We start from the raw sequence: 26674 nt of genomic DNA, 5'->3' as shown, positions 1-26674 counted from the left end.
AAAAGCACCTCTTTTCAAAAGGGGTGCTTTTTAGCTATGTGAACAAAGAAGTACAAAGCTTTCCTTTTAAAAAAACTAAAACTTGCTTGTCTATCGTTACTTGGAACAGAGACACATTGAACGAATCCTACTCCAACAACAAGAGGGCCGGAGTAGAAGATGCGAAGACTCCTGCGGGAATAGCGAGACAGCTGAGATCCCGCAGGAGAGAAACGACGAGGAAGCTCAGCGCTCGCCCCGCGGAAAGCGAAGTAATCTGAAAGTGAGAACCGAACTAGTCAAAAGTGTTTCATGTGAAATAAACAAATCTCATCAGAATTACTTATTTAGAAAACGCTTTCAAAAACATCGTTGATTTTAATGATGAAATAGCACAGACATGATAAAATGAAAGACGAAGGCTATAGCCAGACATCTGTCTGCTAAATCACGAGTATGTAGCGCACAAATCAGGGGAAAATAAACTTTTTTATTTTGCTATTTTACTATATACTTTTCAAAGTGAAATTAATGAACAGAGTGGAAACCGTGAAGGGGAGAAACGATGATGAAGTATAAGTCCGTATTTGATATTATTGGACCCGTTATGATAGGTCCTTCTAGCTCACACACTGCTGGTGCAGCACGCATCGGACGCGTAGCTAGAATCCTTTTTAATAGAGAACCGAAAAAAGTAATCGTTTCGTTGTATGGATCATTTGCTGAAACATATAAAGGTCATGGAACAGACGTTGCGCTAATTGGAGGAATCCTTGACTTTGATACATTCGATGAACGCATTCCTCAATCGCTAAAGCTCGCAGAGGAACAAGGAATGGAAGTAACATTTATCGAAGAAACGGCGATAACGGATCATCCGAATACGGCTCGTTTAAAATTAATAGATGAACACAGTGAATTAGAAGTAGTTGGAATCTCAATCGGTGGAGGGAAAATTCAAATTACTGAGCTCAACGGATTTGAATTAAAGCTCTCAGGCGTAGATCCAGCCATCTTAATTGTGCATAACGATCGATATGGTGCAATCGCTGGTGTAACGAATGTTCTTATGAAGCACCGTATTAACATCGGACACATGGAAGTATCGCGTAAAGAAAAAGGCCAGGTGGCACTAATGGCAATTGAAGTTGATCACAACATCGAAGAAAGCGTATTGGACGAACTGCGAACGCTGCCAAATATTATTCAAGTAACACGTATGGTTGACTAACAAGAACGAGAAAGCGGGGAACAAATATGTTTCGTAATGTAGCGGAGGTTGTGGAATTAGCTGAATCAAAAGGCGTTAAAATAGCGGAAATTATGATTCAGCAGGAAATGGATATAACGGGTCGATCTCGCGAGGAAATTATTGCGCAAATGGATCGCAATTTAACGGTGATGGAAGAAGCGGTAGAGCGTGGCTTAAACGGAGTGAAATCTGTATCAGGACTTACAGGTGGAGACGCTGTACTTATTCAAAACTATATTAAAAGCGGAAAATCGCTTTCAGGTAATTTAATTCTAGATGCGGTCAGTAAAGCAGTAGCAACGAACGAAGTCAATGCAGCAATGGGAACGATTTGTGCAACACCAACTGCGGGCTCAGCTGGCGTAGTACCTGGAACTCTATTTGCGGTAAAACATAAGTTGAATCCAACGCGCGAAGAGATGATTGAATTTTTATTCACATCCGGTGCATTTGGTTTTGTAGTTGCAAACAACGCGTCTATTTCCGGAGCAGCAGGTGGCTGTCAGGCTGAAGTAGGGTCTGCTTCTGGTATGGCTGCGGCTGCAATCGTTGAATTAGCAGGTGGAACGCCGAGTCAAGCTGCTGAAGCGATGGCAATTACGCTTAAAAATATGCTTGGATTAGTGTGTGACCCTGTTGCAGGACTTGTAGAGGTACCGTGTGTCAAACGTAATGCAATGGGAGCTGCAAACGCCATGATCGCAGCAGATATGGCTTTAGCAGGTGTAACAAGTCGAATTCCATGTGATGAGGTTATTGATGCAATGTATCGAATTGGTCAAACGATGCCGGTTGCTTTAAAAGAAACGGCTAAGGGAGGTTTAGCGGCAACGCCAACAGGTCGTGCGTTAGAAGCGAAAATCTTTGGTATTCCGCTAGCGCAAGGTGAGTAACTTAACTGAAATCCCAATTACCGACCTCAAAGGAATCGGGAATGAAACAGCCTTAACACTGCACGAAATGGGAATTCAAAATGTGTATGACTTGTTAGAGCACTTGCCTTATCGATACGAAGACTATAAGCTGAAAGATTTAGCCGATTGTAAGCACGAAGAGAGAGTAACGGTAGAAGGAAAAGTACACGGCCTTCCTACTCTTACTTACTTCGGAAAAAAGCGTTCTCGCTTAACGTTTCGACTGCTCGTTGGACGTTATCTAATCACGGTCACATGTTTTAATCGTCCGTATTACAAAGATAAGCTGAAGCTAGACGAAACGGTGACGGTTTCTGGGAAATGGGATCAGCATAGGCAAACCATTACCCTCCAAGAGCTTCACTTTGGTCCCTTTCAGCGCAAGCAGGAAATTGAGCCTGTGTACTCTGTTAAAGGAAAAGTGACCGTAAAGGCGATGCGCCGTTACATGGCGTCTGCTCTTCATAGCTATATTGACCAGCTTGAGGAGGTTCTTCCGCCGTCTCTTCAGGCCAGGTATAAACTTTTATCTCGACAAGAGGCGCTAAAGGTCATGCATTTACCACCGGATCACGATAGCCTTAAGCAGGCAAGAAGACGTTTCGTATACGAAGAATTTTTATTGTTTCAACTCAAAATGCAGGCGCTTCGTAAAATGGAACGGGAGCAGGCACCGGGTATTCAGCAATCATTTGATTCAAGTAAGCTTGTGGAATTCACGAATATGCTTCCCTTCCCGCTTACAAACGCTCAGAAGCGGGTTGTAAATGAAATTACGTATGACATGAAATCGCCTTATCGAATGAATCGACTTTTGCAGGGGGACGTAGGATCAGGGAAAACGGTCGTCGCTGCCATTTCTCTATATGCGACCGTCCTTGCTGGTTATCAGGGGGCTTTAATGGTTCCAACGGAAATCCTCGCAGAGCAGCACGTAGATTCGCTCCAGGAGATGCTCTCAAAAGTAGGAATTAACGTTGGCCTGCTGACAAGCTCTGTTAAAGGAAAAGCACGCCGTGAAATCCTTCAGCGCGTCAAAAATAATGACATCCAAGTTCTTGTAGGAACACATGCGCTCATTCAAGATGAAGTCGTCTTTGAAAAGCTAGGCCTCGTTATTACAGATGAGCAACATCGCTTCGGTGTTGAACAACGACGTGTGCTTCGTGAAAAAGGAGAAAGCCCGGACGTTCTGTTTATGACGGCGACGCCAATTCCAAGAACGCTTGCGATTACGGTGTTTGGTGAAATGGATGTCTCCATCATTGACGAAATGCCCGCGGGCCGTAAAGTAATTGAAACGTATTGGGTGAAGCATGATATGCTTGAGCGCATCCTGCAATTTATTCATAAAGAGCTTCAAGAGGGACGTCAAGCCTATGTTATTTGTCCGCTTATCGAAGAATCAGATAAGCTGGATGTGCAAAATGCTATTGATGTTCATGCAACATTGACTCACTATTTTAACGGAAAATGCAACGTTGGCCTCATGCACGGCCGTCTTCATTCCGATGAAAAAGACGAAGTGATGAAAGCTTTTAGTGACAACGAAGTGCAAATCCTAGTGTCAACAACGGTCGTTGAAGTAGGGGTAAACGTACCAAATGCCACCATCATGCTTATCTATGATGCAGAGAGGTTTGGATTATCACAGCTTCATCAGCTGAGAGGGCGCGTTGGTCGTGGAAGTGCGCAATCATATTGCGTTTTAATGGCCGATCCAAAATCAGAGGTTGGAAAAGAGCGCATGAAGGTCATGACCGAAACGAATGACGGTTTTGTACTATCGGAAAAAGACCTTGAGCTTCGTGGACCCGGAGACTTTTTCGGGAAAAAGCAAAGTGGGATGCCCGAATTTAAAGTAGCCGATATGGTACATGATTACCGAGCGCTAGAAACGGCGCGGGATGACGCAACAAATCTCGTGAACTCCGACGCTTTTTGGCAGAGTGATGAGTATAAGCCTTTACGCTCATATTTGAAGGAAACAGGGGCGTTAAAAGGGGAAAAGCTTGATTAAAGACAATGTAGTCGGTAGGATGTTAAAAGAGTTTCTCTCTTTAACATCCTTTTTCATTTTGCGGAGCGATCCGAGCGAAAAAGAGGTAGTATGAGAGAGCGCTGTTAGCGATAAAGGTGATGACAAATCCTATTGCAACGCCTTTTCTTCATAGCTATTTCTGATATAATGGTTGCAAAATATTTTTAATGATTATATACTGCTGTTAGTACCTAGTAATAAAAGTTCGGATGGTGAATAATGAAGCGAAATAAAAAAGAACGGCAGCGCTTATTGAAAATCACAATTGATGAAAACCCCTTTATTACAGATGAAGAACTAGCAGATCAATTCGAAGTAAGTATTCAAACGATTCGACTAGATCGTTTGGAACTATCAATACCTGAATTACGTGAACGAATTAAGCATGTTGCATCAAAACAGCTTGAGGACGAAGTTCGATCACTGCCTATTGAAGAAGTAATCGGTGAAATTATCGATATTGAACTTGAACATTCAGCTATTTCCATCTTTGATGTTCGCGAAGAACACGTGTTTAAGCGAAATCAAATTGCACGAGGTCATCATCTTTTTGCGCAAGCCAATTCGCTTGCGGTCGCACTAATCAACGATGAATTAGCACTAACAGCTGATGCGGCGGTCAAATTTCTACGCCAGGTGAAGGTGAATGAACGAGTAATTGCAAAAGCGAAGGTAACAGAGATTGAACTCAGTGGCCGCACAACGGTAGAAGTGAACAGCTACGTAGGGCAGGAAATCGTGTTCGCAGGCATGTTCAAAATGTTTCGCTCAAATTATGATAAAAAGGATGAGGAACATCATGAAAATAGCCATTGATGCAATGGGAGGAGACAATGCGCCAAAAGCGGTGGTAGAAGGAGCTGAAAAGGCGATTAGTCATTTCCCTAATTTACATATTACCCTAATGGGAAAAGAAGAAGAAATTAACCAATACTTAACGAATCGTGAGCGTATTACGATTGTACATACGGATGAAACGATTGACGCAATGGACGAGCCCGTTCGCGCTGTGCGGCGTAAGAAAAATGCTTCGATGGTGCTGGCAGCGAAACAGGTTGCAGACGGTGAGGCGGACGCGTGTATTTCTGCTGGAAATACAGGTGCATTAATGACAGCTGGGCTGTTTGTCGTGGGACGCATTGATGGCATTGAGCGACCTGCGCTTGCACCGACGCTTCCAACGCTTGATGGCAAAGGATTTTTACTGTTGGATGCCGGAGCTAACGTTGATGCGAAAGCCACTCATTTGTTGCAATATGCCATTATGGGCTCTATTTACGCTGAAAAAGTTCGTAACATTGCATCTCCGCGCGTAGGATTATTGAATGTCGGAACCGAAGATAAAAAGGGTAATGAGCTTACAAAGCAAACATTCCAATTATTAAAAGAAGCAAATCTTAATTTTATTGGAAATGTGGAATCAAGAGATCTGTTAGAAGGTGTAGCAGACGTTGTTGTGACGGATGGTTTCACGGGAAACATCGCGTTAAAAACGATTGAAGGAACGGCTCTTTCTCTATTCTCTATGCTTAAAACAGAGCTTACAAGCACGTTCAAAAGTAAAATGGCAGCCGCTGTTTTAAAGCCTCAATTAAAAGGTCTAAAATCAAAGATGGATTATGCTGAATATGGTGGGGCTGGGCTATTTGGTTTAAAAGCACCGGTTATTAAAGCACACGGTTCATCAGATGCTACCGCTATTTTCAGTGCCATTAAGCAAGCCTTCACAATGGTTGAGCATGAAGTGAGTTCAACTATTAAAGCAGCGATTGAAGAAGAACAAACCGAAACGAATTAAAAGGAGGAAACTTCTATGGGTAAAATTGCATTTGTTTTTCCAGGGCAAGGTTCACAGGCAATTGGCATGGGAAAGGATTTCTTTGAATCCTATGAACAAGCAAAAAACATCTATCAACAAGCAGACAAAGCATTAGCATTTGATTTGTCGGGGCTCATTTTTGAAGGAAACCAAGAAGATCTAACGCTCACATACAACGCTCAGCCTGCTCTTTTAACAACGAGCACAGCGATGTTGCGTGTTTTTGAGGAATCTGGTATTTCAGCTGATTACGTAGCAGGACATAGTCTTGGCGAATACAGTGCGCTTGTTGCCGCAAATGCGATGACGTTTGAAGATGCGGTTGTAGCCGTACGCAAACGCGGTCAGTTTATGGATGAGGCAGTTCCTGCAGGCAAAGGGACGATGGCAGCTGTATTGGGCATGGAAGCTTCGCAATTAGAAGAAGTGACAAATGAAGTAACAGCAGAAGGACATCCTGTTCAATTGGCAAACATCAACTGCCCAGGACAAATTGTTATTTCAGGGACGGTTGAAGGCGTAGAGAAAGCATCTGCTTTAGCGAAAGAAAAGGGAGCAAAACGTGCGATTCCTTTAGTTGTAAGTGGACCTTTCCATTCAAGCTTAATGAAACCAGCAGCAGAGAAGCTAAATGACACACTACAAACGCTCCAATTAAAAGATGCTTCTATTCCAGTCGTATCAAACGTAGTCGCACAACCGATTACGTCAAAAGAAGAGATTCAGCAAAAGCTTGTTGAACAACTTTATTCACCGGTAAGATGGCACGAATCAGTTGAAACATTGATTGAAAACGGTGTGGACACATTCATTGAAATTGGACCAGGTAAAGTATTAGCGGGTCTAGTAAAAAAGGTGAACCGTTCGGTAACGATTCATTCTGTTTATGATCTTGAATCAATGGAAACAACTATAAAAGCGATTAAAGGGTGATTGGTATGTTGGAAAATAAAGTAGCGCTTGTAACGGGTGCTTCTCGTGGTATCGGAAAAGCGGTCGCGCTTGAGCTTGCTAAACAAGGTGCAAAAGTTGTTGTTAACTATGCAGGAAGCGAAGCAAAGGCTCTCGAAGTAGTAGATGAAATCAAAGCACTTGGAAGCGAAGCGGTCGCAATTCAAGCGAATGTAGCAGAGGCAGACGCTGTACAATCACTTGTGAAGCAAACGATTGAAACTTTCGGCTCGCTGGATATTTTAATTAATAACGCTGGGATTACGCGCGACAACTTGTTAATGCGTATGAAGGAACAAGAGTGGGATGATGTGATGAACATCAATCTAAAAGGCGTGTTCTTATGTACAAAAGCGGTAACGCGTCAAATGATGAAGCAGCGCCAAGGAAGAATTATTAACATTTCTTCAATCGTTGGTGTGAGTGGAAATCCTGGACAAGCGAACTATGTCGCAGCAAAAGCAGGTGTTATTGGTTTAACCAAAACAACAGCAAAAGAGCTTGCTGCGCGTAATATTACGGTGAATGCCATCGCACCAGGCTTTATTACAACTGATATGACGGATGAGCTTCCTGAAGAGGTAAAAGCAGAAATGCTAAAACAAATTCCGCTTTCACGTTTCGGTGAGCCTGAGGACGTCGCGAAAACCGTTGTATTCCTAGCATCTGAATCTAGCCGGTACATTACGGGGCAAACGATTCACGTAGATGGCGGAATGGTCATGTAATTAGAAAGATTTCTAGTATTTTTAACTAGAATACTCTATAATACCTTGAGGGGAGGTGAAAGGCAGTGGCAGAAGTAGTAGAACGTGTAACAAAAATCATCGTTGACCGTTTAGGTGTTGACGAGAGCGAAGTTAAATTAGAGTCTTCTTTCAAAGACGATCTAGGTGCAGATTCTTTAGACGTAGTTGAGCTTGTAATGGAGCTTGAAGATGAATTTGATATGGAAATTTCAGATGAAGAAGCTGAAAAAATCGCAACAGTAAATGATGCTGTTACGTACATACAGAGCAAAATCTAATCTGTATTTCCTTTTTGACAAGTCCCGTTCTTTAGCGGGGCTTTTCCTGCTTTTTCGCTTCATTATGAACGAAAAATGAGCGAAATGGTAAAAAAAACGAAAAAGATGTACATTTTTTAAAAAGATACTGTATCTTTTTTTTTATCCCGTTTTATAATGAAGTATGTTATGGTAAAAAATTAGAAAATGTATGTGGTATTATTGGAGGTACCTATGTCTAGACATTATGCAGGAAGAGAAAGACGAATTAATAGCAAGATGAAGCAAGGATTTCAAGAGTTTCAAGAGATGATTGGCTTCCATTTTGATAATGAATCATTACTGATCCAAGCATTTACCCATTCATCTTATGTCAATGAACATCGTCGTCGTCCTCACGAGGATAATGAGCGACTAGAATTTTTAGGTGATGCGGTATTGGAATTAACCGTATCTCAATTTTTATTTAAAAAATACCCGATGATGAGTGAGGGTGAGTTGACGAAGCTTAGAGCTGCGATTGTGTGTGAACCTTCTCTTGTAACGTTTGCCAATGAGTTGTCATTTGGGCACCTAGTGTTACTGGGTAAAGGGGAAGAAATGACGGGTGGTCGAACACGCCCTGCATTGCTTGCCGATGTGTTTGAATCATTCATTGGAGCATTGTACCTTGACCGAGGGATAGAAGCTGTAATGCAGTTTCTCGACAGAATCGTGTTTCCTAAGATTCATGACGGTGCGTTTTCTCATGTGATGGATTTCAAGAGTCAGCTTCAGGAATTAATCCAACGAGACGGACATGGACAATTAGAATACAAGGTCTTACAGGAAAAGGGGCCTGCGCATAACCGAGAGTTTATGTCACGGGTATCGTTGAATGGTGAAGAATTAGGTGTTGGAGTTGGCCGTTCAAAAAAAGAAGCGGAGCAAAAAGCAGCACAAGTAGCGATCACAAAGCTGAAATCCAACTCGAACTTATAAAAGAAGCCTAAGCGAACCTCGTTGTCATTATGTGATGGTACGTGAGTAGAATCGGTTGAGTCTACCGAACCGTCATTGATTAAGAGGTTGATTGGCAACAAATCCCCCTTCTTCATTCAGAGGGGGATTTGCTACGAAATGAGTCAAAAAAGAATACCAGAAAGTGAGGGGATTTCTATGTTTCTCAAACGGTTAGACATTGTAGGATTCAAATCGTTTGCTGAAAAAATGTCCATCGATTTTGTCCCCGGGGTAACGGCGGTCGTTGGTCCAAACGGCAGCGGGAAAAGTAACATAACAGAAGCTGTACGCTGGGTAATGGGGGAGCAATCAGCCAAATCGCTTCGCGGTTCAAAGATGGAGGATATTATCTTTGCCGGTAGTGATACAAGACGAGCGCTGAACCTTGCTGAAGTCACGCTGACCTTGGATAATGAGGATCAGTTTTTACCGCTTGATTACAATGAAATTAGTATTACAAGAAGAGTCTACCGCTCTGGAGACAGTGAATTTTTAATTAACAATCAGTCCTGTCGTCTAAAGGACATCGTCGATTTGTTCATGGACTCTGGATTAGGAAGAGAAGCCTTTTCAATTATTGGACAAGGAAAAGTCGAAGAGATCCTGAGCAGCAAAGCAGAGGAACGACGAAAAATCTTTGAAGAAGCTGCGGGTGTTTTAAAATATAAAACGCGTAAACGAAAAGCTGAGCTTCGCCTAATGGAAACGCAGGAAAATTTAAATCGTGTAATGGATATTCTTCATGAAATTGAAGGTCAGTTGGAGCCGCTTAAAATACAAGCCTCTGTTGCACGCGATTACCTTGAGAAGAAAGAGGAGCTTGAAAAGGTAGATGTCGCGGTAACTGCCTTTGAAATTGAAGAGCTTCACGAGCGCTGGGAGAAATTAAAAGCGCTTATTGCCGAACACAAAGGCTTAGAAGAAAAGCTGACGGAAAACATTCAATCTCATGAAGCGAAGATCACAGGTATTCAAGCGCAGGTAGAAGAATTAGATCGAGGCATTGAGCAGCTTCATCAATCCCTTCTTACAACAAGTGAAGAGCTTGAAAAACTTGAGGGGAAAAAGGAAGTATTAAAAGAGCGTAAAAAAAATGCCAAGCAGAATCAACAGCAGATGGAGCGACTTGTATTGGAGTACCAGCACAAGCTAGAAGAGCTCTATCAGGCAAGGGACCAAGAAGTTGGCCATTTGGTTACATACCGAGAAGAAGTAGCACACATGAAGGAAGAGCTTAAGAAAAAGCAAGAGCTGTTTGCTATTTACAATGAAAATCTCGAAGAAAAGCTTGAAGAACTGAAAAGTGAATATTTTGAGGTCGTTAATAACCAAACAACTTTTAAAAATGAGCGTACGTTTTTAGAAAATCAGCTCGTACAAAATAGTGACAAACAGCGTCGTTTAGATGAGACGAATGAGCGCTATGTTCGAGAACGTGAAGAACTTAGTGTGCGAAAAGAAGCGGAAGATGAAAAGCTACAAGCATTTTCAAATGATCTTGAGAAAAAGTTACGTGCTCTTAAGGATACACAAGCATCTCTTGAGAAGCTTCGAGAAGACTATCGTAAAAAAGAGTCTACGCTGTATCAAGCTTATCAATACGTGCAGCAAACAAAGTCTAGAAAAGACATGCTAGAAGAGATGCAAGAAGACTATGCGGGCTATTTTCAAGGCGTAAAAGAAGTGTTAAAAGCACGTGACCAAGAGCTTTCTGGGATTGAAGGCGCGGTCGCAGAATTAATCGTTGTGCCAAAGGAATACGAAACAGCGATTGAAATTGCGCTCGGAAGCGCCACACAGCACGTTGTGATGAAAGATGAACAAAGTGCGCGTGCGGCGATCAGCTTTTTAAAGCGCAATGGACATGGACGAGCAACGTTCTTACCGATGACAGCAATAAAAGGAAAAGAAGTGTCATCGTATCATGAGCAAACGCTACGCAATCACAGTGCATTTGTTGGAATTGCGGCAGAGCTGCTGCAATATGACCGGAAATATCATCACATTCTAACGAACCTTCTAGGAACGATTGTCATTGTGAAAGATTTGAAATCTGCCAATGAGCTAGCCAAATCTGTACAGCACCGCTATCGTTTTGTCACGCTTGACGGAGACGTAGTAAATCCAGGTGGATCAATGACGGGTGGAGCGGTGAAACAGAAAACCAATTCGCTTCTTAGCAGACAGCGTGAATTAGAAACCATTACAGCAAAACTTGCCGATATGGAAGAAAAAACGACCATTTTAGAAGAGCAGGTTAAAAAGCTGAAGCAAGCCATTGAGCGTGGGGAAGTAAAAGTAGCGGAGGAGCGCACGGAGGCCGAAGCGCTAAAAGAGCAGGAGCAGGAGCTGCGAGCAACGCTTCATAAACTTAGCTTAGAAGAAAAAGCACTAAATGATCGACTATCGATTTATGATCAAGACATTGCGAGCTTTGAACAAGATAAGGAAACGATGCATCAGCGCATTTCCGAGCTTAACCAATCGTTAGCTGACCACAAAGAACAGCTCGTTCTACTTGATGAGCAAATTGCGGATGTGACGGCTCGTAAAAATGAACAGAAATCATCGAAAGAAACGGTTCAAAGTGAGCTAACGGAGATTAAAGTACAGCTTGCAGGGAAAGAACAAATTTTAACGAATCAAGAAGAAAAGCAGGAGCGCTTAACGTTTGAAATCGATCAAACAACAAAGCGTCTTCAGGAAGTAAAAGAAGATCTTTCCCTTTTAACGACAGAAATGACGTCTAATGACTCAGGCGAGCTCACACTAGAGGATGCGGCAAAGCAGAAGCTAGAAGAGAAAAATGAAGTGGCAAGCCTTCTGCAAAAACAGCAGGATCATCGTCTTGCTTCACAGCGTCAGCTTGATGAGGCTGAGGGAGTACTGAGGGAGATTGAGCGTCAGTACAAGCAGGTAGCAAATTCTCTAAAAGATGAAGAAGTTCAAGTGAACCGTATGGAAGTTGAGCTTGATAATCGTCTGAATCAGCTACGTGAGGAATACGGCTTAAGCTTTGAAGCGGCGAAGGAGAAATATCCGCTAACGATGGATATCCTAGAAGCACGTAAAAAAATTAAGCTCATTAAAATGGCCCTGTCTGATTTAGGCCCTGTTAATGTGGGGGCAATTGAAGAGTATGACCGCATTCATGAACGCTATACGTTCTTAAATGAACAGCGTGAGGATCTAGACGAAGCGAAGCAAACGCTGTATCAAATCATTGAGGAAATGGACGAAGAAATGAAAAAACGTTTTTCTCAAACGTTCCAAAGTATTCGCGCTGAATTTGATGCGGTATTTACGAGTCTATTTGGTGGAGGGCGAGCTGATTTACGATTAACAAACCCAGATGATTTATTAAACACAGGGGTGGATATCGTTGCACAGCCGCCAGGTAAAAAGCTACAAAACCTAGGTCTTCTATCAGGCGGAGAGCGGTCGCTAACCGCAATTGCGCTTTTATTCTCTATTCTAAAAGTACGTCCTGTTCCGTTTTGCGTGCTTGATGAGGTGGAAGCAGCGCTTGATGAAGCAAATGTACAACGCTTTGCTACTTACCTGCAAACCTTTAGTGATGAAACGCAGTTTATCGTCATTACACACCGTAAAGGGACGATGGAAGAAGCGGACGTGCTGTATGGGGTGACGATGCAGGAGTCGGGTGTATCAAAACTCGTATCAGTTAAACTTGAAGAAACGAAGCAACTCGTGTAAAAAAGAAAGGAAGTTGATGAATGAGCTTTTTTAAACGCTTAAAAGAAAAAATCACTCAGCAAACGGATTCCGTAACGGAGAAGTTTCGTGATGGATTAACCAAAACAAGAACGGCATTCAGTGGTAAGATGAATGACTTGTTTGCCCGCTATCGCAAAATTGACGAAGATTTCTTCGAAGAGCTTGAAGATATTTTAATTAGCGCGGACGTTGGCGTGAATACGGTCATGGAATTAATCGATGAGCTGAAGATGGAAGTGCGTCGCCGTAATATCCAAGATCCACGTGAAGTACAGGACGTGATTTCAGAAAAGCTCGTTGAAATTTACGAAAAAGGCGAAGAGAATCTTTCAGCGCTTAATATTCAACAAGAGGGCCTAACTGTTCTTCTATTTGTTGGGGTTAATGGTGTAGGGAAAACAACCACGATTGGAAAGGTCGCAAACCAGTTTAAGCAACAAGGCAAAAAAGTGGTCATGGCAGCGGGTGATACGTTCCGTGCAGGTGCGATCGAACAGCTTGAAGTATGGGGTGAGCGCGTAGGCGTTGATGTCGTGAAGCAAGCGGCAGGCTCAGATCCTGCAGCCGTTATGTTTGATGCGATTCAAGCAGCGAAAGCGCGCGGAGCAGACATTCTTCTTTGTGATACGGCAGGTCGATTGCAAAACAAAGTAAACTTAATGAAAGAGCTTGAAAAAGTGAAGCGTGTAATTGAGCGTGAAGTTCCGAATGCACCGCATGAAGTACTGCTCGTGTTAGATGCAACAACAGGTCAAAATGCCCTTAGTCAGGCCAAAACATTTTCAGAAGCAACGAACGTATCTGGAATCGTGCTGACAAAGCTTGACGGTACCGCAAAGGGTGGAATTGTCATTGCCATCCGTAATGAACTAGGATTACCGGTGAAATTTGTCGGCCTTGGGGAGAAAGTAGATGATCTGCAAACATTTGATACAGAACAGTATATTTACGGTCTGTTTGCGAATCAAGTAGACAACGAAAGTACGGCTGAAGAGGAATAAAGTAAGCTGTTAAGAAAAAAACTTGACAACCGTTGTTAGAGTCGATAAAATAGCACATGTAAAGTGATTTCACTTAACAAGGAGGAGTGGCCAGATGCTGGAAAAAACGACGAAAATAAATTTTTTATATGATTTTTATCAATCGTTGTTAACTCCAAAGCAGCGAAACTACATGTCACTCTATTATTTAGATGACTATTCCTTAGGTGAAATAGCTGAAGAGTATAATATTAGTCGTCAAGCTGTGTATGACAATATTAAACGAACAGAACAGATGCTTGAACAATATGAAGAAAAGCTATTACTGTTTCAACGGTTTCAAGAGCGACAACAATTATTCAAAAAAATTGAAGAGAAATTACGCGTTCATCATATTGAAGATGAGGAGTTATATTCTCTTTTAAAATTGCTTGAGAAATTAGATTAGGGGGCGGCGTATATGGCATTTGAAGGATTAGCCGACCGTTTGCAAAGTACCATTCAAAAGTTAAAAGGTAAAGGGAAAGTTAACGAAGCAGACGTAAAAGAAATGATGCGTGAAGTTCGATTAGCTTTACTAGAGGCAGACGTAAACTTTAAAGTAGTTAAAACGTTTGTAAGCCGTGTGAGCGAGCGAGCTGTAGGACAAGAAGTGTTAAAAAGCTTAACACCAGGTCAGCAGGTTGTAAAAGTTGTTAAAGAAGAGCTCACAGAACTAATGGGTGGGGAGCAAAGTAAAATTGCGACTGCGTCAAAGCCACCAACTGTTGTAATGATGGTAGGTTTGCAAGGTGCAGGTAAAACAACCACGACAGGTAAACTAGCTAACTTCCTACGCAAAAAGCATAATCGTAAACCTCTTTTAGTTGCAGCGGATGTGTATCGTCCAGCGGCAATTAAACAGTTAGAAACGCTTGGTAAACAGTTAGATATGCCTGTGTTCTCACTTGGAGATCAGGTGAGCCCAGTGGAAATTGCAAAGCAAGCGATTGAGCATGCGAAGCAAGAACATCATGATTATGTCTTAATTGATACTGCTGGTCGACTTCATATTGATGAAAATCTAATGGATGAGTTAACGCAAATCAAGGAACTGTCCAACCCACAGGAAATTTTCCTTGTGGTAGATGCAATGACAGGTCAAGACGCTGTAAATGTAGCAGATAGCTTCAACAAACAGCTAGGTCTTACTGGAGTTGTACTTACAAAATTAGACGGTGATACACGTGGTGGTGCGGCGCTATCCATTCGATCTGTAACCGATACACCAATTAAATTCATCGGGATGGGTGAAAAGCTTGATGCTTTAGAAGCATTCCATCCGGAGCGAATGGCTTCTCGTATTTTAGGAATGGGAGACGTGCTGACGCTTATTGAAAAAGCACAGGCTTCTGTTGACGAAGAGAAGGCGAAGGAACTTGAGCAAAAAATGAAGACCATGTCCTTTACGTTCGATGATTTCCTAGATCAGCTAGGTCAAGTTCGTAAAATGGGACCAATCGATGAGCTGTTAGGAATGCTTCCTGGAGCGAACAAGATTAAAGGTCTGAAAAACGTTCAAGTGGATGAAAAACAAATTGGTCATGTTGAAGCGATTATTCAATCAATGACGAAAAAAGAAAAGACAAATCCTGAAATCATTAATGCCGGTCGTCGTAAGCGCATTGCAAAAGGAAGCGGTACGTCTGTACAAGAGGTAAACCGACTGCTTAAGCAATTCGAAGACATGAAAAAAATGATGAAACAAATGTCTGGTATGGCGAAATCAGGTAAGAAAAAAGGGATGAAATTTCCGTTCCTACCGTAATAAAATCGGTGAAATTTGAAACATGATACTTGCATTTTGGGCCTGTATAACGGCAACGAAACAGAAAAGAAGATTCTGTTAAGAAAAAAACCTTTACAGTGTCCATAATGTTTGCTAATATATTATTCTGTGTGAAACAATTTCGGAGGTGCTTTTAAATGGCAGTAAAAATTCGTTTAAAACGTATGGGAGCAAAAAAATCTCCTTTTTATCGTATCGTAGTAGCTGATTCTCGTTCACCACGTGATGGACGTTTCATTGAAACTGTTGGAACTTACAATCCTGTAGCTCAACCAGCAGAAGTTAAAATCAATGAAGAATTAGTTCTTAAATGGCTTAAAGATGGTGCAAAACCATCTGACACAGTGCGTAACCTTTTCTCTAAAGAAGGTATCATGGAGAAATTCCATAACGCTAAATTAGGTAAATAAGTAGGACGAAATGAAAAGCCTACTTGAGACGATCGTCAAGCCACTTATTGATAATCCTCATGAACTTCATGTTCGTGAAGTGTTAGAAGATCATAGTGTTACCTACCTTGTAACGGTTCACCCTGATGATATGGGGAAAGTAATCGGCAAGCAAGGTCGTATTGCCAAAGCGATTCGTACTGTTGTGTATGCAGCAGGATCTCAACTAGATAAGAAAGTGTATGTGAAGTTTGATCAATAAGTTGTCGAGTAAGATAACGTTATGAGGCAACGTATGATTCATTCCTCACAAATCCTCTTCTTTTATGCAAATAAAAAATGAGGGGTGTGATAGGGCGACTCACAAGGAGGAATTCTTCCTTTTGGGTCGTCCTATTTTTGTCTCTTATTTGTTTTTTCTACCATTTGATAAAAGGGAAAGGCTTCTGGTTGTGGGAGCGAGAAATAGGTATTAACGCACCTGCTGTCTGATGGAGGGGAAAATAGTATATACTTTGTATAGGAAGGGGAATGGTATGGAGATTATTCAAAAAGTAACGGTAAAACAAATTTTAACGGATAACAGCAAGAAGAAGCTGCTCGATCGTTTTAATGAACGAAAGAGCTTTCTCCAGCAAGAGCTTGAGCAACTGTCGTTTCAGCTTAAACGGTTGGAAAAAACGAAAAAGACTCATTCTGTACTCCTTGAGCAGCAGTTTGAAAAAGAGCGTGCAACAAGAATAGAAAAAATCAAAATCCTCGATTTTCAAATTGAGCAGCTTCATACATTGTCGATTGGCAGTGAATTGGTTGAAAAAGAGATTGAGGGACTTGTACCTGTGCAGGTTGGAGATGCATGGGAGAACGTGCAGCAAGAGAAATCAATCATCGTAAAAGATGGAATTATAGTAGAGATTCGATAGAGGTGAACGAATAATGGAAAACTGGTTTAACGTAGGGAAAATCGTCAATACACATGGTGTTCGTGGAGAAGTACGCGTCATTTCTAAGACGGACTTTGCAGATGAGCGCTATGAAGTGGGGAACAAATTGTACATATTTAAGCCGAACAGCACAGAGCCAATCGAGGTGACGATTGCGAGCCACCGTGAGCATAAATCCTTTAACTTACTAACATTTGAAGGATACGACAACGTCAATCAAGTGGAACAGTTTAAAGAGAGCCTCGTGAAGGTTCCTGAGAGTGCGCTAGGTGAGCTTGAGGAAGGCGAATTTTATTTCCATGAAATTATCGGCTGTGAGGTATATTCAATCGATGGGGAGAAAATCGGTAAGATTAAAGAAGTATTAACACCGGGTGCAAACGATGTGTGGGTTGTGCAGCGTCCAAAGGGAAAAGACGCGTTAATTCCTTACATTGAATCGATTGTAAAAGAAGTGGATATTGCAAATAAAACGGTTAAAATCGACGTAATGGAAGGACTTTTAGACTGATGAGAATTGATGTGCTATCACTGTTTCCAGAGATGTTTTCAGGGGTGCTCGGAGAATCTATTATTAAAAAGGCTCAGGAGAAAGAGGCAGTTGAAATCCATACGGTGAATTTCCGCGAGTATTCCACGAATAAGCATCAAAACGTCGATGATTATCCTTATGGCGGCGGTGCCGGAATGGTCTTAACACCGCAGCCTGTTTTTGATGCGATTGAAGAAGTAAAAAAAGAAGCGGTTAAGCCGCGTGTCGTGCTTATGTGTCCACAAGGTGAACGTTACACGCAGAAAAAAGCAGAAGAGCTCGCTAAAGAAGACCATCTTATTTTTATCTGTGGTCATTACGAAGGGTACGATGAGCGAATTCGAGAGCATCTTGTAACGGACGAGATCTCTATTGGTGACTACGTGCTAACAGGGGGCGAACTTGGGGCGATGGTCGTGATTGACAGCGTCGTGCGTCTACTTCCTGAAGTGCTAGGGAACGAAGACTCTGCAATGAAGGATTCGCACAGTACAGGGCTCTTAGAGCATCCTCACTATACAAGGCCTTCGGATTTCAGAGGAATGAAAGTTCCGGACGTTTTATTATCAGGAGATCATAAGAAGATTGCCGAGTGGCGGGACAAGGAGTCTATTAGACGAACGTTTGAGCGTCGTCCAGATATGCTTGAGACATACGAATTGACGCCTGTGCAGCAAAAGTGGCTCGAGGAAATCAAGGCAGAGAGCAACGAAAAGAAATAACGTCCTTTTTTTATGAGAGTTGCTATCCTCAATAAAAAAACGAACGAAAGCTATGTAAAAGTATGTGATGTTTTTAAAAATGATGTTGCATCCCATATCTATATATGCTAAGATATTGCTTGTGGCTTGAGTTCAGAAGAACTTGGCCCTTAAAACGGTGTTCCGCTGCAATGAGCATTTATGCCGGCATGAGCATTTGTTGGAAGGAGTTGAAAGAGACGATGCAAAAACTTATTCAAGAAATTACGAAAGAACAACTAAGATCAGACCTTCCTGAGTTCCGTCCTGGTGACACTGTACGTGTACACGTAAAAGTTGTCGAGGGTACTCGTGAACGTATTCAGGTATTCGAAGGTGTTGTGATTAAGCGTCGTGGTGGTGGAATCAGCGAAACATTTACAGTACGTAAGGTATCTTACGGTGTAGGTGTTGAACGTACATTCCCTGTACACACACCAAAAATCGCGCTAATCGAAGTTATTCGCCGTGGTAAAGTACGCCGTGCGAAACTTTACTATCTACGTAACCTACGTGGTAAAGCAGCGCGTATCAAAGAAATTCGATAATAAAGCGGAAAGGAGCTTGGAGACAAGCTCCTTTTTTTCAAATTTTAATACGATTTTAATGAACATAGAATCTAAAATCCTTTACAATAAAAGAAAAAAGCAGTTGGGGGATTTATAGATGGCTCGCAAAAAGAATGAATTATGGGAATGGATTAAAGCGATCGCAATTGCCGTATTGCTGGCGACTGTTATTCGCTATTTTTTGTTTGCCCCGGTTGTTGTAGACGGCTCGTCTATGATGCCTACTCTCCAGGATCAAAACCGCATGATTGTGAATCAGCTTTCGTACAAATTTAGCGAGCCCAAACGATTTGATATTTTAGTTTTTCATGCTCCAGGTGGGCAAAATTACATCAAGCGTGTGATCGGCTTGCCAGGAGATCATATTGAATATAAGAAAGATATGCTTTATGTGAACGGTCATGCTGTACCTGAACCGTACTTAGATACGTATAAAAAACAGGTGATGGATGGCCACTTGACGGAAGATTTCACGCTTGAGACAATCATCGGACGCAAAACGGTTCCAAAAGGGGAGCTGTTCGTGATGGGTGATAATCGTCGCTATAGCAAAGATAGCCGTCAAATTGGTACCATTCCTCTTGCGAAAGTAGTAGGGAAAACGGGGGCTGTATATTGGCCAATCCGTGAAGCACGTTTTGTAAAATAGCGCGTAGATGAAAGGCGCAGTGAGTTTATGTGCTTTTTAATACGTTTGAATAGAATGTAAGTAGGTGAAGAATATGACGATTCAATGGTTTCCAGGGCATATGGCAAAAGCCCGTCGTCAAGTAACAGAAAAGTTAAAGCTAATTGATATTGTCTATGAGCTTGTTGATGCACGTATCCCGCAATCTTCACGCAATCCAATGATTGATGAAATTGTGACAAACAAGCCGAGAGTAGTTCTGCTAAATAAAGCAGATAAAGCGGACAAAGCGATTACGAATGAATGGCTTCGTTACTACGAAGAAAAAGGCATTGCAGCAATTGCGATTGATGCACAGTCTGGTAAAGGACTCAATCAAATTTTGACGGTTTCCAAAGAGCTGCTTAAGGAAAAATTCGATCGTATGCGTGCTAAAGGTATTAAAAATCCTCGTGCGATTCGTGCGATGATCGTAGGTATTCCAAACGTAGGGAAATCCACATTGATTAACCGCTTGGCACATAAAAATATTGCTAAAACAGGCGATCGTCCAGGTGTTACGCAAGCACAGCAATGGATTAAAGTGGGTAAGGAGCTTGAGCTTTTGGATACACCAGGAATTTTGTGGCCGAAGTTTGAGGACGAACTTGTGGGGTACAAGCTTGCAACCACTGGTGCAATTAAGGACACCATTCTTAACCTTCAGGACGTTGCGGTGTACGCGCTGCGCTTTTTAACAGCAAGCTACCCGAACCGTCTACAGGAGCGCTATGATCTACCACATATTCCAGAAGAGATTGTGGATCTGTTTGATGAGATTGGAAAACGAAGAGGCTGTCTATTATCAGGCGGAATCATCGACTATGATAAAACAGCTGAGCTTGTGTTGCGCGAAATTCGCGGCGATAAATTAGGCGTCTTAACTTTTGAGAAGCCTTATGAAGAAAAGGTAGAATCAGAGTAAAAAAGCAGGCGTTCGCGCTTGCTTTTTTCTTTAGAACCAAAAGATAAAAGCCGATATATGTGCTAGAAAGAGTGAGAAGATGTCAAAAACAATTCAAGAAATCAAACAAGAATTAACAGAGGTACGAAGCGAAAACGATGCTTTTTATCAAGCATGTTTGAAAGATGAGCGAAAAGGCGTTCAAACTCTTATAAAGCAAAAGCAAAAGGAATTTGCGAAAGAGGCGCAATTAAAACAGCAATTTGACGAAATGATGCGCTATGAAAATGACCTATATGCACAAGGTGTAACGCGTATTGCCGGGCATTGATGAAGTAGGAAGAGGTCCTTTAGCAGGTCCTGTTGTTGCGGCGGCCGTTATTTTGCCAAAAGAATTTTATTTAGCAGGATTAACGGATTCAAAAAAGCTGTCCGAAGCAAAGCGTGACGCATATTATAATTATATCATGGAGCATGCAGTAGCTGTAGGAATAGGCATTCAATCCGCTAAGGTGATTGACGAGGTTAACATTTATGAGGCCACCAAATTAGCGATGCAAGAAGCGATTGTAGAATTAGGTGTGGAACCTCAACATCTATTGATTGATGCGATGAAGCTACCCGTCGCTATTCCGCAGGAATCCATTATCAAAGGTGATGCGACGAGCATTTCAATTGCCGCAAGTTCCGTTGTAGCAAAAGTAACCCGAGATCGCATGATGAAGCAGTTAGCAAACAAATATCCACAGTATGGCTTTGAAAAGCATATGGGATATGGAACGAAGCAGCATTTAGATGCAGTGGAACAATACGGTATTCTGGACGAGCATCGTAAATCGTTTGCGCCAATTAAACATTATGTAACACATCGTTAAACGTGTGGAGGTTTGGGAACGGATTGGTTCTCAAACCTTCATCGTATTTTTCAAAAAAGAGGTGATACGCTATGCAAATATCTGCTTTTCAACAATTGATGAAACAAATAGCGCCTTCAGCCAAAAATTTACCCTTTCATTCTGGCGATTTAGTAAAAGGAACGATTCAAAAATTGTTTCCGAATCAACTAGCTCTTGTGAATATCCATAATGTGACGGTGCTTGCAAAACTAGAAGCCCCGTTAGAAGCGTTTCAGAGCTATTGGTTTGAAGTGCAACCTAAGAATGGGGACAAACCCTACTTGAAACTTTTGCAGCCTCAAACAGCCTCTCAAGGCTCACAGGACCTATTTACTCTGACTGGAATGTCTTCTTCTAAGACAAATCGGGCACTGGTGGACTTTTTTCTTGAACAAAAGCTTCCCATACCGAAAAACATTGGAGACGTTTCTGCATGGATAAAAGGAGACGGTCCTACCCCGTTAGATAAACAAGTGCTTCAACTCATTTCGCAGCGCGAGCTTCCTTTTACAAAAACGGTGTTTACCTCTCTTACCGCTGCTTTACAAGATACTTCCATTTCAGCAGAAGCAAATCAGCTCTCATCTCTCCTTGCTGAGGGTCCTGATGTGAAAGCAGAGCCCATTCAGCAACTGACGAGGTTATTAACGACAATAGCTGGAAATGAAAAAATTGTCTCCTCTGTTGAAGGGTCTCAGTCTTTAAAGGAGCTTAGTCAGCTTATGCTAACTAATATTAAGCAAAGTGGAGTAGCTCCTACATCAATCTTAGCTGATTGGCTATCAAGAGGGAAGGCAGAGAACTGGAAAGGGGCGTTGACAGAAATTCTAGCAACTTTAGAATCAGAAGGCGACCGTTCTACTTTAGCGAATCAATTAAAAAACTTAGATGAAAAAGGCCAAAACGAGGTTTTTAGGGACGTGTTATCCTCCAATAAGCCAGAACTCACAAAAGGACTCACAGAGCTGTTTCTCAATGATGTGAGTAAAAGAAGCGTTTTCTCTGCATCTATGATTTTAGATTGGGCTGAAAGTTTGCAAGGCGAGGAGGGGAAAGCGATTCTACTTCGTTTGTTAAACGACTCTCATGCAACAGCGGATCTAGAAAAACTACATCAGCTTCAAACGTTTGCGGATCGTAAGGGAAGTTTGATTTCTGCTGATGATCCTGTGATGGATGGTCAAAATCGTACCGCTGATCTCTCCCAAGGCGCAGACACATTGAAGCCGAAAGTGATGCAAATGCTTACTGATTTACTTTCTAGACAGCAAGTGACCGCTAAAGAAATAATGGAGGTGCTAATTGGAGCAAATAAAATGAGCACTCCAAATACGGTATCTTCTCAGAATCAAACAGATGCACAAGAGATCGTGAAAAATCTAAAAGCGATCATTCAGTCGCTCGGTATGAGTCATGAGCACGACGTCAAGAATGTTCTCAATATGTCTAGCTCCCCTCACCAGGCCGAGGAGCTGCAAACGTTAAAGGCCCTATTAATGAAAAGCGAAGCGCTGATCCCCCCTCAAGGGAAAGAAGTAGCGGAAACGCTGCTACAGAAGATTACGGGATTTCAGCTTTTATCTCAAGACAATGGTCCTGTAACGTCTTTATATATGCAAATTCCCCTGCCGCTTGGGCAGTCTACAAAGGATGTAACAATTCAATGGAGCGGAAAAAAGACCAAGAACGACCAAATTGACCCTGCGTATTGTCATATTCTCTTTTATCTACGTCTTGATCATTTAGAAGACACGGTTGTCGATGTGCGTGTGCAAAATCGCGTTGTAACGATTGGAGTTATCAATGATCATCCCGCCATAGGAGCTCTTATTGGAGTGAAGAAACCAGAGCTTCAAGAGGCGCTAGCACAGTTAAATTATCGGCTGACAGAGGTGAAAACGGTCTCTAGTCACGGGAGCGCTAAAAAGCAAGGAACGCTGTTTCCGAGCGCTTCATCATCACAAAGCTATACGGGGGTGGATTTTCGAATATGAACGAACGTGAGGAGAAAAAACGAAAAAACGCCGTGGCTCTTTCCTATGATACGAGCACGGACGAAGCTCCAAGAGTAGTCGCAACAGGAAAAGGATTTGTGGCCGAGAAAATTATTGCAGAGGCGGAGAAAAATCATATTCCGATTCAACACGATGCCTCCTTAGTTGAACTATTAGGGCAGTTAACGATTAACGAGAAAATTCCCCAAGAATTATATGGCGTGGTCGCCGAAATTTTTGCTTTTATTTATCGAATTGATCAAGGGGTAACGCTACCTAAAAAGGATAAATAGTTTCCTAATCTAATAAATACGGCATTTTTTGGAATAAAAAGGATAAACTATTTTTCAAAAAAATATGACAAAAAACCCGATATATCGGGTTTTTTTGATAAAAAAATGAGGAATATTCAAATTTTTTTGTAGAATAGTAGACAACAGCATCATTACTCTTATAAAATGAAAGCGCAGTCTATTTTATTTCTTACATACGTTAGGAGGATGGGGAATGAATATTCATGAGTACCAAGGAAAAGAAATCCTCAGAAAATACGGGGTAGCAGTCCCAAATGGTCGAGTAGCATTCACAGTTGAAGAAGCGGTAGAAGCTGCGAAAGAATTGGGATCAAATATTACAGTAGTAAAAGCACAAATCCATGCAGGTGGTCGTGGTAAAGCAGGCGGCGTTAAAGTTGCCAAAAACCTTGATGAAGTGAAAGCGTACGCAGGGGAAATTTTAGGTAAGACGCTTGTAACACATCAAACAGGTCCAGAGGGGAAAGAAGTAAAACGTTTACTAATCGAAGAGGGCTGTGATATTAAAAAAGAATATTACGTAGGCCTTGTATTAGATCGTGCATCTTCAAAAGTAGTGTTCATGGCTTCTGAAGAAGGGGGAACGGAAATTGAAGAAGTAGCAGAAAAAACGCCTGAAAAAATCTTCAAGGAATATGTTGATCCAGCTATCGGATTACAAGGTTTCCAAGCTAGAAGATTAGCATTTAATATTAACATTCCAAAAGAGCTTGTTGGTCAAGCGGTAAAATTCATGATGGGTCTTTATCAAGTGTTCACTGAAAAAGACTGTTCAATCGCTGAAATTAACCCACTTGTAACAACAGGTGACGGCAAAGTAATGGCACTTGATGCGAAGTTAAACTTCGATTCAAATGCGCTTTATCGCCAAAAAGATATTCTAGAATATCGTGACCTTGAAGAAGAAGATGCAAAGGAAATTGAAGCATCTAAATACGACTTAAGCTATATTTCATTAGATGGAAACATCGGCTGTATGGTAAACGGTGCAGGGCTTGCAATGGCTACGATGGACATCATCAAGCACTACGGCGGAGATCCGGCTAACTTCCTTGACGTTGGGGGCGGCGCGACAGCTGAAAAGGTAACAGAAGCATTTAAAATCATTTTATCCGACCAAAATGTAAAAGGGATTTTCGTTAACATTTTCGGTGGAATCATGAAATGTGATGTAATCGCTTCAGGTGTTGTAGAAGCAACAAAACAAGTTGGCTTAAATTTACCACTTGTTGTTCGTCTTGAAGGGACAAACGTAGATCTTGGTAAAAAGATTTTACAAGAGTCAGGCCTTAACATTACGGCAGCAGAATCTATGGCAGACGGTGCTGAAAAAATCGTTTCACTAGTGAAATAGAAAGGCAGGGGATAGGAATGAGCGTATTTATTAATAAAAACACAAAAGTCCTTGTACAAGGTATTACAGGTGGAGTAGGCCTTTTCCATACGAAGCAAATGCTTGAGTATGGCACACAAATCGTAGGTGGCGTAACGCCAGGTAAAGGCGGCACTGAAGTTGAAGGGGTTCCTGTATTCAACACGTTAGCAGAAGCAAAAGAAACAACAGGTGCAAACGCTTCAGTTGTTTACGTTCCGCCAGCATTTGCTGCAGATGCAATCATTGAGGCAGTAGATGCAGATCTAGACTTAGTTATTTGTATTACAGAAGGTATCCCAGTGTTAGACATGGTGAAAGTAAAGCGCTATATGGAAGGCAAACGTACTCGCTTAGTAGGACCTAACTGCCCAGGCGTTATTACACCAGAAGAATGTAAAATTGGGATCATGCCTGGTTACATTCACAAAAAAGGTCATGTAGGAGTTGTGTCTCGCTCAGGAACGCTTACATATGAAGCTGTTCATCAATTATCAGAAGCAGGAATCGGTCAATCAACAGCGGTTGGTATTGGTGGAGACCCTGTCAACGGTACAAACTTCATCGATGTATTAAAAGCATTTAATGAAGATGAAGACACGTATGCTGTTATTATGATCGGAGAAATCGGTGGAACGGCTGAAGAAGAAGCAGCTGAGTGGATCAAAGCAAACATGACAAAACCGGTTGTAGGCTTTATCGGTGGCCAAACTGCACCTCCAGGGAAACGTATGGGCCATGCGGGTGCCATCATTTCTGGCGGTAAAGGAACAGCTGCGGAAAAAATTAAAACAATGAACGCATGTGGTATCCAAGTAGCAGAAACACCATCTGTTATGGGTGAAACCCTAATCTCTGTTTTAAAAGAAAAAGGTTTATACGAGTCTTGTAAAACTCATTAATAGAAGTGAGAGATGCCTCTGCTCTTGGAGGCATCTTTTCCATATCAATAATTAGGAGGCTTAGCATGGATGAATACAAACAAAAACTCATTCATTTAACACACTGTGAGCACGTAGGGCATAAGTCAATCGAACGTATGCTAAAGGTAGATCCTTCTCTTTCTTACCTCTATTCCTTTTCCTCAGCGGAATTGCAACAAATCTTTCAGCTCCCTTCCCAAAAAGTAGAACGAATTAAAAATGATTTGCAAACCATTCCTATACAAGATATCCTAGAGAAATACAAAAAACAGGGCATCTCTTGTATAAGTCTGAATGAAAGAGATTATCCTATGTTATTAAAAAACATATACGATCCGCCGTGGCTTTTATATGCATATGGACACTCCAAATTATTGCATCACGCTAAAATGCTTGGTGTAGTAGGGACACGTCAGCCCACAGAATATGGCTACAAAGCTCTGCAGGCTATCTTAGAGCCACTTGTAAAGAAAAACTGGCTCGTTGTAAGCGGCTTGGCCATTGGGATTGATACGGCTGCTCACAGGCTTGCTCTTGAGTGTGGAGGTCAGACAGTTGCAGTTTTGGGATCGGGCTTTTATAATATGTATCCTAAGCAGAACCAAGAATTGGCTGCTCATATTGGGAAGCATCACTTACTGCTTTCTGAATATCCGCCATCTCAAAAGCCCCGCCCATGGCAATTCCCGTTTCGCAACCGAATCATTAGTGGATTGACGCGAGGGACGGTTGTAGTAGAGGCGAAGACGAGAAGCGGTTCGTTTATTACAGCCGATCAGGCCCTTCATCAAGGACGAGAAGTTTTTGCAGTACCGGGATCCATTTTAAGTGAGCATTCAAAAGGTACACACTCGCTCATTCAGCAGGGAGCAAAGCTCATTACGTCTGCTGAGGATGTGGAGGTAGAGTTTTCTATGTAA

At 41.9% G+C, this 26674-nt stretch carries 26 protein-coding genes and 1 pseudogene; all 27 read left to right on the top strand.

Features of this window, described 5'->3' with window-relative positions; all coding sequences use genetic code 11:
• Positions 1-547 precede the first annotated feature (547 nt).
• The 27 genes and pseudogenes from sdaAB (at position 548) to dprA (ending at position 26674) form a co-directional block, all read left to right on the top strand.
• Positions 548-1210: an L-serine ammonia-lyase, iron-sulfur-dependent subunit beta gene (gene sdaAB, locus IE339_RS17400; protein WP_242176228.1), complete on the top strand. Its 663-nt coding sequence runs from the start codon at positions 548-550 to the stop codon at positions 1208-1210.
• Positions 1211-1236: 26 nt separating this feature from the next.
• A complete protein-coding gene (gene sdaAA, locus IE339_RS17395; protein ID WP_242169585.1) occupies positions 1237-2124 on the top strand; it encodes an L-serine ammonia-lyase, iron-sulfur-dependent, subunit alpha in 888 nt (295 codons plus the stop codon).
• Positions 2117-4165 (top strand): ATP-dependent DNA helicase RecG, encoded by a 2049-nt coding sequence (gene recG, locus IE339_RS17390; protein ID WP_242169582.1) that lies wholly within the window; start codon positions 2117-2119, stop codon positions 4163-4165. The genes sdaAA and recG overlap by 8 nt, the downstream gene beginning before the upstream one ends.
• A gap of 240 nt (positions 4166-4405) precedes the next feature.
• A complete protein-coding gene (gene fapR / locus IE339_RS17385) occupies positions 4406-5002 on the top strand; it encodes a transcription factor FapR (RefSeq protein ID WP_053401739.1) in 597 nt (198 codons plus the stop codon).
• On the top strand, positions 4986-5984 hold the full coding sequence (plsX, locus tag IE339_RS17380; RefSeq protein WP_242169581.1) for a phosphate acyltransferase PlsX: 999 nt from the start codon (positions 4986-4988) through the stop codon (positions 5982-5984). Before fapR ends, plsX begins: the two co-directional genes overlap by 17 nt.
• A gap of 15 nt (positions 5985-5999) precedes the next feature.
• Positions 6000-6938: an ACP S-malonyltransferase gene (fabD, locus tag IE339_RS17375; protein ID WP_242169578.1), complete on the top strand. Its 939-nt coding sequence runs from the start codon at positions 6000-6002 to the stop codon at positions 6936-6938.
• 5 nt (positions 6939-6943) lie between these two features.
• Complete coding sequence (gene fabG / locus IE339_RS17370; protein ID WP_242169576.1) at positions 6944-7684, top strand: 3-oxoacyl-[acyl-carrier-protein] reductase; 741 nt, start codon at positions 6944-6946, stop codon at positions 7682-7684.
• 65 nt (positions 7685-7749) lie between these two features.
• On the top strand, positions 7750-7983 hold the full coding sequence (gene acpP, locus IE339_RS17365; RefSeq protein ID WP_053401735.1) for an acyl carrier protein: 234 nt from the start codon (positions 7750-7752) through the stop codon (positions 7981-7983).
• A gap of 213 nt (positions 7984-8196) precedes the next feature.
• Positions 8197-8943, top strand: coding sequence for a ribonuclease III (rnc, locus tag IE339_RS17360; RefSeq protein ID WP_242169574.1), 747 nt, complete (start codon positions 8197-8199; stop codon positions 8941-8943).
• A gap of 177 nt (positions 8944-9120) precedes the next feature.
• Positions 9121-12681: a chromosome segregation protein SMC gene (gene smc, locus IE339_RS17355; protein ID WP_242176227.1), complete on the top strand. Its 3561-nt coding sequence runs from the start codon at positions 9121-9123 to the stop codon at positions 12679-12681.
• A gap of 20 nt (positions 12682-12701) precedes the next feature.
• A complete protein-coding gene (gene ftsY / locus IE339_RS17350) occupies positions 12702-13703 on the top strand; it encodes a signal recognition particle-docking protein FtsY (RefSeq protein ID WP_242169572.1) in 1002 nt (333 codons plus the stop codon).
• 94 nt (positions 13704-13797) lie between these two features.
• Positions 13798-14130 carry a putative DNA-binding protein gene (locus IE339_RS17345; RefSeq protein ID WP_242169570.1) on the top strand — a complete coding sequence of 111 codons (333 nt, stop codon included), beginning with the start codon at positions 13798-13800 and terminating at the stop codon, positions 14128-14130.
• Positions 14131-14142: 12 nt separating this feature from the next.
• Entirely contained in the window at positions 14143-15489 is a 1347-nt protein-coding gene (ffh, locus tag IE339_RS17340) for a signal recognition particle protein (protein WP_242169568.1), read from the top strand.
• A 158-nt stretch (positions 15490-15647) separates the two neighbouring features.
• A complete protein-coding gene (gene rpsP / locus IE339_RS17335; RefSeq protein ID WP_053401730.1) occupies positions 15648-15920 on the top strand; it encodes a 30S ribosomal protein S16 in 273 nt (90 codons plus the stop codon).
• Positions 15921-15930: 10 nt separating this feature from the next.
• Positions 15931-16161 (top strand): KH domain-containing protein, encoded by a 231-nt coding sequence (locus tag IE339_RS17330; protein ID WP_242169567.1) that lies wholly within the window; start codon positions 15931-15933, stop codon positions 16159-16161.
• Between the two features lie 274 nt (positions 16162-16435).
• The gene (locus IE339_RS17325) at positions 16436-16822 is read left to right on the top strand and encodes a YlqD family protein (RefSeq protein ID WP_242169565.1); all 387 of its coding nucleotides are present in this window, start codon (positions 16436-16438) and stop codon (positions 16820-16822) included.
• Positions 16823-16835: 13 nt separating this feature from the next.
• Complete coding sequence (gene rimM / locus IE339_RS17320; protein ID WP_242169563.1) at positions 16836-17354, top strand: ribosome maturation factor RimM; 519 nt, start codon at positions 16836-16838, stop codon at positions 17352-17354.
• Positions 17354-18097, top strand: coding sequence for a tRNA (guanosine(37)-N1)-methyltransferase TrmD (gene trmD / locus IE339_RS17315; RefSeq protein WP_242169561.1), 744 nt, complete (start codon positions 17354-17356; stop codon positions 18095-18097). The genes rimM and trmD overlap by 1 nt, the downstream gene beginning before the upstream one ends.
• Positions 18098-18318: 221 nt before the next feature.
• Positions 18319-18663 (top strand): 50S ribosomal protein L19, encoded by a 345-nt coding sequence (rplS, locus tag IE339_RS17310; protein WP_053401725.1) that lies wholly within the window; start codon positions 18319-18321, stop codon positions 18661-18663.
• A gap of 118 nt (positions 18664-18781) precedes the next feature.
• Positions 18782-19333: a signal peptidase I gene (lepB, locus tag IE339_RS17305; protein ID WP_242169559.1), complete on the top strand. Its 552-nt coding sequence runs from the start codon at positions 18782-18784 to the stop codon at positions 19331-19333.
• Positions 19334-19406: 73 nt separating this feature from the next.
• Positions 19407-20276 (top strand): ribosome biogenesis GTPase YlqF, encoded by an 870-nt coding sequence (gene ylqF / locus IE339_RS17300; protein ID WP_242169557.1) that lies wholly within the window; start codon positions 19407-19409, stop codon positions 20274-20276.
• Positions 20277-20355: 79 nt separating this feature from the next.
• A pseudogene (locus IE339_RS17295) lies at positions 20356-21130 on the top strand (ribonuclease HII).
• A 71-nt stretch (positions 21131-21201) separates the two neighbouring features.
• Positions 21202-23145 (top strand): hypothetical protein, encoded by a 1944-nt coding sequence (locus IE339_RS17290; protein ID WP_242169555.1) that lies wholly within the window; start codon positions 21202-21204, stop codon positions 23143-23145.
• Complete coding sequence (locus IE339_RS17285; RefSeq protein WP_242169553.1) at positions 23142-23438, top strand: EscU/YscU/HrcU family type III secretion system export apparatus switch protein; 297 nt, start codon at positions 23142-23144, stop codon at positions 23436-23438. Before IE339_RS17290 ends, IE339_RS17285 begins: the two co-directional genes overlap by 4 nt.
• A gap of 214 nt (positions 23439-23652) precedes the next feature.
• Complete coding sequence (gene sucC, locus IE339_RS17280; protein ID WP_242169551.1) at positions 23653-24813, top strand: ADP-forming succinate--CoA ligase subunit beta; 1161 nt, start codon at positions 23653-23655, stop codon at positions 24811-24813.
• Between the two features lie 17 nt (positions 24814-24830).
• Positions 24831-25733 (top strand): succinate--CoA ligase subunit alpha, encoded by a 903-nt coding sequence (gene sucD, locus IE339_RS17275; protein ID WP_053401718.1) that lies wholly within the window; start codon positions 24831-24833, stop codon positions 25731-25733.
• Between the two features lie 65 nt (positions 25734-25798).
• Positions 25799-26674, top strand: a complete 876-nt coding sequence (dprA, locus tag IE339_RS17270) for a DNA-processing protein DprA (RefSeq protein ID WP_242169549.1) — start codon at positions 25799-25801, stop codon at positions 26672-26674.

This window comes from Priestia koreensis, from assembly GCF_022646885.1.
GTDB classification, from domain to species: domain Bacteria; phylum Bacillota; class Bacilli; order Bacillales; family Bacillaceae_H; genus Bacillus_AG; species Bacillus_AG koreensis_A.
The sequence above is the reverse complement of the archived record's forward strand: the minus strand, read 5'-3'. Positions and strand labels throughout refer to the sequence as shown.

Excerpts from the sequence above, each read along its gene's own strand:
- sucD (WP_053401718.1), top strand. The coding sequence starts at position 24,831 with ATGAGCGTATTTATTAATAAAAACACAAAAGTCCTTGTACAAGGTATT.
- fabG (WP_242169576.1), top strand. The coding sequence starts at position 6,944 with ATGTTGGAAAATAAAGTAGCGCTTGTAACGGGTGCTTCTCGTGGTATC.
- IE339_RS17325 (WP_242169565.1), top strand. The coding sequence starts at position 16,436 with ATGGAGATTATTCAAAAAGTAACGGTAAAACAAATTTTAACGGATAAC.
- IE339_RS17345 (WP_242169570.1), top strand. The coding sequence starts at position 13,798 with ATGCTGGAAAAAACGACGAAAATAAATTTTTTATATGATTTTTATCAA.
- ylqF (WP_242169557.1), top strand. The coding sequence starts at position 19,407 with ATGACGATTCAATGGTTTCCAGGGCATATGGCAAAAGCCCGTCGTCAA.
- IE339_RS17330 (WP_242169567.1), top strand. The coding sequence starts at position 15,931 with ATGAAAAGCCTACTTGAGACGATCGTCAAGCCACTTATTGATAATCCT.
- rnc (WP_242169574.1), top strand. The coding sequence starts at position 8,197 with ATGTCTAGACATTATGCAGGAAGAGAAAGACGAATTAATAGCAAGATG.
- IE339_RS17285 (WP_242169553.1), top strand. The coding sequence starts at position 23,142 with ATGAACGAACGTGAGGAGAAAAAACGAAAAAACGCCGTGGCTCTTTCC.
- ftsY (WP_242169572.1), top strand. The coding sequence starts at position 12,702 with ATGAGCTTTTTTAAACGCTTAAAAGAAAAAATCACTCAGCAAACGGAT.
- rpsP (WP_053401730.1), top strand. The coding sequence starts at position 15,648 with ATGGCAGTAAAAATTCGTTTAAAACGTATGGGAGCAAAAAAATCTCCT.
- sucC (WP_242169551.1), top strand. The coding sequence starts at position 23,653 with ATGAATATTCATGAGTACCAAGGAAAAGAAATCCTCAGAAAATACGGG.
- lepB (WP_242169559.1), top strand. The coding sequence starts at position 18,782 with ATGGCTCGCAAAAAGAATGAATTATGGGAATGGATTAAAGCGATCGCA.
- sdaAA (WP_242169585.1), top strand. The coding sequence starts at position 1,237 with ATGTTTCGTAATGTAGCGGAGGTTGTGGAATTAGCTGAATCAAAAGGC.
- rimM (WP_242169563.1), top strand. The coding sequence starts at position 16,836 with ATGGAAAACTGGTTTAACGTAGGGAAAATCGTCAATACACATGGTGTT.
- plsX (WP_242169581.1), top strand. The coding sequence starts at position 4,986 with ATGAAAATAGCCATTGATGCAATGGGAGGAGACAATGCGCCAAAAGCG.
- sdaAB (WP_242176228.1), top strand. The coding sequence starts at position 548 with ATGAAGTATAAGTCCGTATTTGATATTATTGGACCCGTTATGATAGGT.
- rplS (WP_053401725.1), top strand. The coding sequence starts at position 18,319 with ATGCAAAAACTTATTCAAGAAATTACGAAAGAACAACTAAGATCAGAC.
- ffh (WP_242169568.1), top strand. The coding sequence starts at position 14,143 with ATGGCATTTGAAGGATTAGCCGACCGTTTGCAAAGTACCATTCAAAAG.
- trmD (WP_242169561.1), top strand. The coding sequence starts at position 17,354 with ATGAGAATTGATGTGCTATCACTGTTTCCAGAGATGTTTTCAGGGGTG.
- fabD (WP_242169578.1), top strand. The coding sequence starts at position 6,000 with ATGGGTAAAATTGCATTTGTTTTTCCAGGGCAAGGTTCACAGGCAATT.
- dprA (WP_242169549.1), top strand. The coding sequence starts at position 25,799 with ATGGATGAATACAAACAAAAACTCATTCATTTAACACACTGTGAGCAC.
- IE339_RS17290 (WP_242169555.1), top strand. The coding sequence starts at position 21,202 with ATGCAAATATCTGCTTTTCAACAATTGATGAAACAAATAGCGCCTTCA.
- fapR (WP_053401739.1), top strand. The coding sequence starts at position 4,406 with ATGAAGCGAAATAAAAAAGAACGGCAGCGCTTATTGAAAATCACAATT.
- smc (WP_242176227.1), top strand. The coding sequence starts at position 9,121 with ATGTTTCTCAAACGGTTAGACATTGTAGGATTCAAATCGTTTGCTGAA.